Raw genomic sequence first — 4,980 nt, forward strand, 5'->3', positions numbered from 1 at the left:
TGGATGGTTCACCCACTGCTGTTACTATATTTCACCCAACTGAGAACCGCTATAAAATTCGCCGTGCGCTTACAGTAATCAGAGCGCCTAATTTCAGTAATTTAGTCCGAATAGTTCCGACTTGGGCATTTTGTAGTTCCGTCTTGGTCAAACATTTTGACCGCAAGGCATTCATCAAAACGTAAGCAAGAGAAGAAAACCACAAACGTAACTGATTGCCCGCAAATGTGTGTGTACTGGTTCGATCACTAAAAAGTTCAAGTTGTTGCTCTTTAAAGCGATTTTCCATTTCCCCGCGCCAGAGCGTATTTTTGTGTTTGGAAACATAGAGCTAATCGTGATGTTATTTGCAATTTTCGGTCTAGTTCCGCAATTAACCCTAAACCAGCATCGGATGTTACCTGCCCCCCAGTGAAGTTTACTACGATTGGGGGTGATTTTGGCTGTTCAAATTTCAACTGTTTTGGTATTGATCGCCTTGCTGGTTGAATTATCCTTTAAAACTGCTTAAATGCATGCCACCTATACATTTTAACAGTTTTTACCCCCATTTTTTTCCGAGTTTGTGAGAAATCCGGGCGTAGTCAATAGGCCAAAACGAGCAATTTCTGCTTTTTCAGGTGGGTTAGATAGCTGCTTTACCGCGTTTCGTCACAGCCGAGGAAAGTGTGGTAGAAGTCAGCGTCCTCTAGAAGCAGGGTTAATGGTTCATGGGTTTGACATTCCCCTCTTTGAGCAAGAATCCTTTGACAGAGCGGTGCAGAAATCTAAGTTGACTCTTGCTAGTCTGGGTTTAGAACTTATTCCTATGGCAACCAACTTCCGTGATTTCAAGCAGAATTGGGAGGATACGCATGGAATAGCCGTAGCTTCGTGCCTGATGCTATTGCAGGGTGGTTATTCAATAGGTCTAATACCTAGCTCTGACCCTTACCATGCAGTCGATCTATCCTGGGGATGGGGTTCCAATCCCTTAACAGATCCCCTACTGTCCAGCAGCACTTTTCCAATTATCCATGATGGTGGATGACTTAGCACTGACTTCCTGTGACATTGGTTTGGGTACAGGTCTGTTTACATCTTTGAAATTGACTCACTTAATTTCCGCTTATCGTCTTCAAGAAAATCATTTATTAAGGTTGGCCTAAGGAATGGGTTATTCTCACACAATCCTAAACTTTTTTCAACAGGGTAAACTTCCTGATAAAGAGTCTTGGGCAGAAAAGTTGTTGCAGTACTACTAAAATTGGCAAATGGACTCAAGAACACGTCGCTTGCATCTGGCCTTTCAAAAAGGTATAAAGTTAGCTTTAAAAGAACTCATTGCTCGATAAAAATTATTTATTTTTTAAAATGGATAGTAACCTGATTACTCAAACCATTCAAAGATTGAGCCAGATGTCTCGGCTCAATGTTCACACCAGTTGGCGGTGTTGTAACTCAGATGCTCCTGACGCTAGCATATGCCTGCCTACAGACTTTTGGCACTGGCCTTGTGCTGAACTCAATGCCAAAGAACAAGTTACTATACCCCCTGGCGGGCAGGTGTTATGGCTTGCTCAACAATTTGTCATTCCCCAAAATTTGCATGGCTATCCTTTGACTGATTTGGCATTACGGCTAGCGCTGACTTGGTGGGCAAAAGATGTCAAGATTTTTGTCAATGGTTCTCTGGTGCAAGAAGGAGATTTGTTTGATGCCTCAACCAGGGTGTTGCTTATTCCATCTGTAAAAACAGGGGAGGAGATTGTCGTTGCATTGCGGTTAGTAAGTCCAGATAATGATACAGGAGCGTTAATGCGATCGCACCTTGTATATGAGTCTACCAGTGATGATCGGCTTGACCCTGGTTTTGTCGCTGATGAGTTAGCCATCTTGCAGCGTTATCTAGAAGCTGAAGCACCAGAAAAATTAGATGCCATGACAGTGGCTGTTGCTCTAATTAATTGGGCAGCTCTGCCAGATGGTCAATTCTTTGAGCAATCACTTGCGATTTTACGCCAAAACCTAGCATTAGCAATTGATGAATTGCCACTATTACAAGAACGCCACATTTTTCTGCTTGGTCATTCTCACCTTGATTTAGCTTGGTTGTGGCCGATAAGTGAAACTTGGGAAGTTGCCCAGCGTACTTTTGAATCGGTTTTGAAGCTACAGCAAGAGTCTCCCAACCTAATTTACAGCCATTCTAGCCCAGCTTTGTACGCCTGGATTGAACAACATCGCCCTGACTTGTTTGCTGCTATTCAACAACAGGTTGCTCTTGGGCGATGGGAAGTAGCCGCCGGAACGTGGGTTGAGCCGGATCTTAACCTTATCAATGGCGAATCAATTGTGCGACAGATCCTTTATGGTCAGCGTTATGTGCAGGAAAAGTTTAGTGTATTGAGTAAAGTGATCTGGTTACCGGATAGTTTTGGTTTCTGTGCAACTTTGCCCCAATTTCTCCAACAAGGAGGAATTGAATACTTTGTTACCCAGAAATTAAGCTGGAATGATACCACAGTATTTCCCTACGGAGTATTCTTTTGGCGATCGCTCGATGGGACTGAGATACTCAGCTTGATGTCTAACGCGATCGGTGAAGATATCAACCCCATCAAAATGGCTAACTATGCCATTGATTGGAAAAAACAGACTGGTTTGAAAGATGCTTTATGGCTTTTTGGCTGTGGTGACCACGGTGGCGGCCCTACTCAAGATATGTTGGATGTGGCGAGCCGTTGGCAGAAATCTCCTTTTTTCCCAAGCTTAGAATTCAGCACAAGCGACGCCTATTTGCAACAAATTAGCAGTCAAGAGTCTATTTCATCACAGCCAGAGGATAAAAAGCCCAAACCTTTTCCCGTCTGGAATGATGAATTGTATTTTGAATTCCATCGCGGCTGCTACACTACTCATGCTGATCAAAAGCGTTGGAACCGTCACTGTGAAGGCTTATTATACCAAGCAGAACTGTTTGCTTCTTTAGCAACGATCAGCGCTGGGGTAGCTTATCCTAAAACTGAATTAGAAGACGCTTGGAAGAAGGTATTATTTAACCAATTCCACGATATTTTACCAGGAGCGTCAATTCCTACAGTTTATGTAGATACAAACTTAGCTTGGCAGGAAGTAGACCGAGTTGGTTCAGAAATATTAAAGTCTTCACTTAAAGCGATCGCATCCCAAATTGACTTTCCTTCCCCACCGCAGCCAGAGGCTTTACCGATTATCGTCTTTAACCCTTTAAATTGGCAACGCTCAGAAGTCGTTGCCGTACCTTTACCAACTTCCTCCTTTAAATACTGGGAAATTTATGACTTAGAAAAAAAGCTACTACCATCTCAGATATCTGAGGGTTCAGTACTCTTATTTCTAGCAAATGATATTCCATCACTGGGCTATCGCGTTTTCTGGCTATGCCATCAACAGGCTGTAAAGCTGGAATCGAAGATAAATAGAAAAGATTGGATTCTAGAAAATGAATTTTTACGAGTAATTGTTGATGAGAAAACTGGTGAGTTTTGTAGTATTTTTGATAAAATTCATAACAGAGAAATTGTGAATCAACAAGGATGTAATCAACTACAAGCATTCCAAGACAGTGGTCAATATTGGGATGCTTGGAATATTGACCCTAACTATGCTCAACATCCTTTGCCTCCAACAGATTTAAAATCCATCAATTGGGTAGAGCAAGGAGACATACAACAGCGTTTACAGGTGGTACGGCAGTTAGCAGGCTCTGAATTTTATCAAGATTATATCCTCTCGGTTGAGTCGCCAATTCTAAAAATTGTTACTACTGTAAATTGGCAGGAGCAGCAAGTTTTAGTAAAAGCAGCTTTTCCATTAAATATACAGGCAGACTACGCTACTTATGAAATTCCCTGTGGTGCTATTAAGCGCCCTACTCAGCCTCAAGAACCTAGAGAAAAAGCAAAATGGGAAGTTCCAGCCTTACGATGGGCAGATTTAAGTACTTGCTCTCTCAAAGAAAAACAAGGAGAAGCATCGAACTTACCTGCGTCGAAGGAAGAACTTGAGGAGGTTAACTACGGGGTGAGTTTGCTTAATGATTGCAAATACGGTTACGACAGCCAATCGAATCAATTACGTCTGACTTTACTACGTAGTCCAAAATGGCCTGATCCAACAGCAGACAGGGGTGAGCATAAATTTACTTATGCTCTCTATCCTCACACAGGTAGTTGGCAATCAGCCCACACTGTGCGACGTGGTTATGAATTGAATATACCATTGCAAGCTATGATTTGCCCTGCTACAGAGGCTGCTAAAATAAAACCTCTAGCAGCAGTTGGTCGTTTATTAGATTTATCCGCTGAAAACTTAGTTCTAATGGCTCTCAAGCAGTGTGAAGACAACCCTCAAAAATGGATCTTACGCTGTTATGAATGCTACGGACAGCAGTCTGAGTTATCACTGCAAAGCGACTTGGGATTAGCAGTGTCGCACTCTGTCGATACATTGGAGCAAATCACACATTCTTCAAAGGAATTATTTAAGCAAAACAAATTTAACGTTTTTCCTTGGAAGATTCTTACTTTGTGTCTTAACCTAATAAGTAATGAGACGTAAGTAGGTAAGCAGCAATGTTAATGCTGCACGCAAAGTTTTGGCTACGCTTTCCAGGCGAAACAAAAAACCGAATCGCTGCTAGCACATAGGTTGAATCGGTGCTCTGTTTTTCTTTGTCTTTGATAATTCCTTTTTCTTTAAGTTACTTTAACAAGATATCCAGTAATTTCTGTTCGGCACTTCCTTTCATTAATCAGACTTTGAATTCACAGAAGCTAATCAGCACTTAAGCTGCAATAATATAGTTACTATTCCCCTTGCTTTTTATTTTCCGATGCCACCTAATCTCTAACCAATACTGCTCGGGTTTTGCTTTTTTAACTCGAAATTGGGTTTGTGGAAAAGGTTGCTGGGTTTAGGTTAAAGGTTTTTTCTTTCCCCTTTCCCCCGCCCCTTATC

Annotated in this window: 3 protein-coding genes and 1 pseudogene; 2 read left to right on the forward strand and 2 right to left on the reverse strand. The window is 41.9% G+C overall.

Translation table 11 applies throughout. The annotated features are described in order from the left end of the window. Positions 1 to 52: 52 nt before the first annotated feature. Positions 53 to 298: pseudogene (locus ACFFAP_RS35720) on the reverse strand (transposase); the annotation flags it as partial. Beyond that, positions 273 to 458, reverse strand: coding sequence for a transposase (locus ACFFAP_RS35725; RefSeq protein ID WP_375515267.1), 186 nt, complete (start codon positions 456 to 458; stop codon positions 273 to 275). The gene ACFFAP_RS35725 and the pseudogene ACFFAP_RS35720, both read right to left, overlap by 26 nt. A gap of 107 nt (positions 459 to 565) precedes the next feature. Here ACFFAP_RS35725 and ACFFAP_RS35730 point away from each other — a divergent pair, with 107 nt between their 5' ends. Together ACFFAP_RS35730 and ACFFAP_RS35735 are read left to right on the forward strand one after the other, a co-directional pair. Then, positions 566 to 1,030 (forward strand): hypothetical protein, encoded by a 465-nt coding sequence (locus tag ACFFAP_RS35730; protein ID WP_375515647.1) that lies wholly within the window; start codon positions 566 to 568, stop codon positions 1,028 to 1,030. A gap of 368 nt (positions 1,031 to 1,398) precedes the next feature. Beyond that, positions 1,399 to 4,581, forward strand: coding sequence for an alpha-mannosidase (locus ACFFAP_RS35735; protein ID WP_375515648.1), 3,183 nt, complete (start codon positions 1,399 to 1,401; stop codon positions 4,579 to 4,581). Positions 4,582 to 4,980 lie beyond the last annotated feature (399 nt).

It is taken from the genome of uncultured Nostoc sp. (genome assembly GCF_964245575.1).
GTDB lineage: Bacteria > Cyanobacteriota > Cyanobacteriia > Cyanobacteriales > Nostocaceae > Nostoc.

What these genes read in the sequence shown, in the direction of transcription:
- ACFFAP_RS35735 (WP_375515648.1), top strand. Translation starts at nt 1,399, where the DNA reads ATGTCTCGGCTCAATGTTCACACCAGTTGGCGGTGTTGTAACTCAGAT.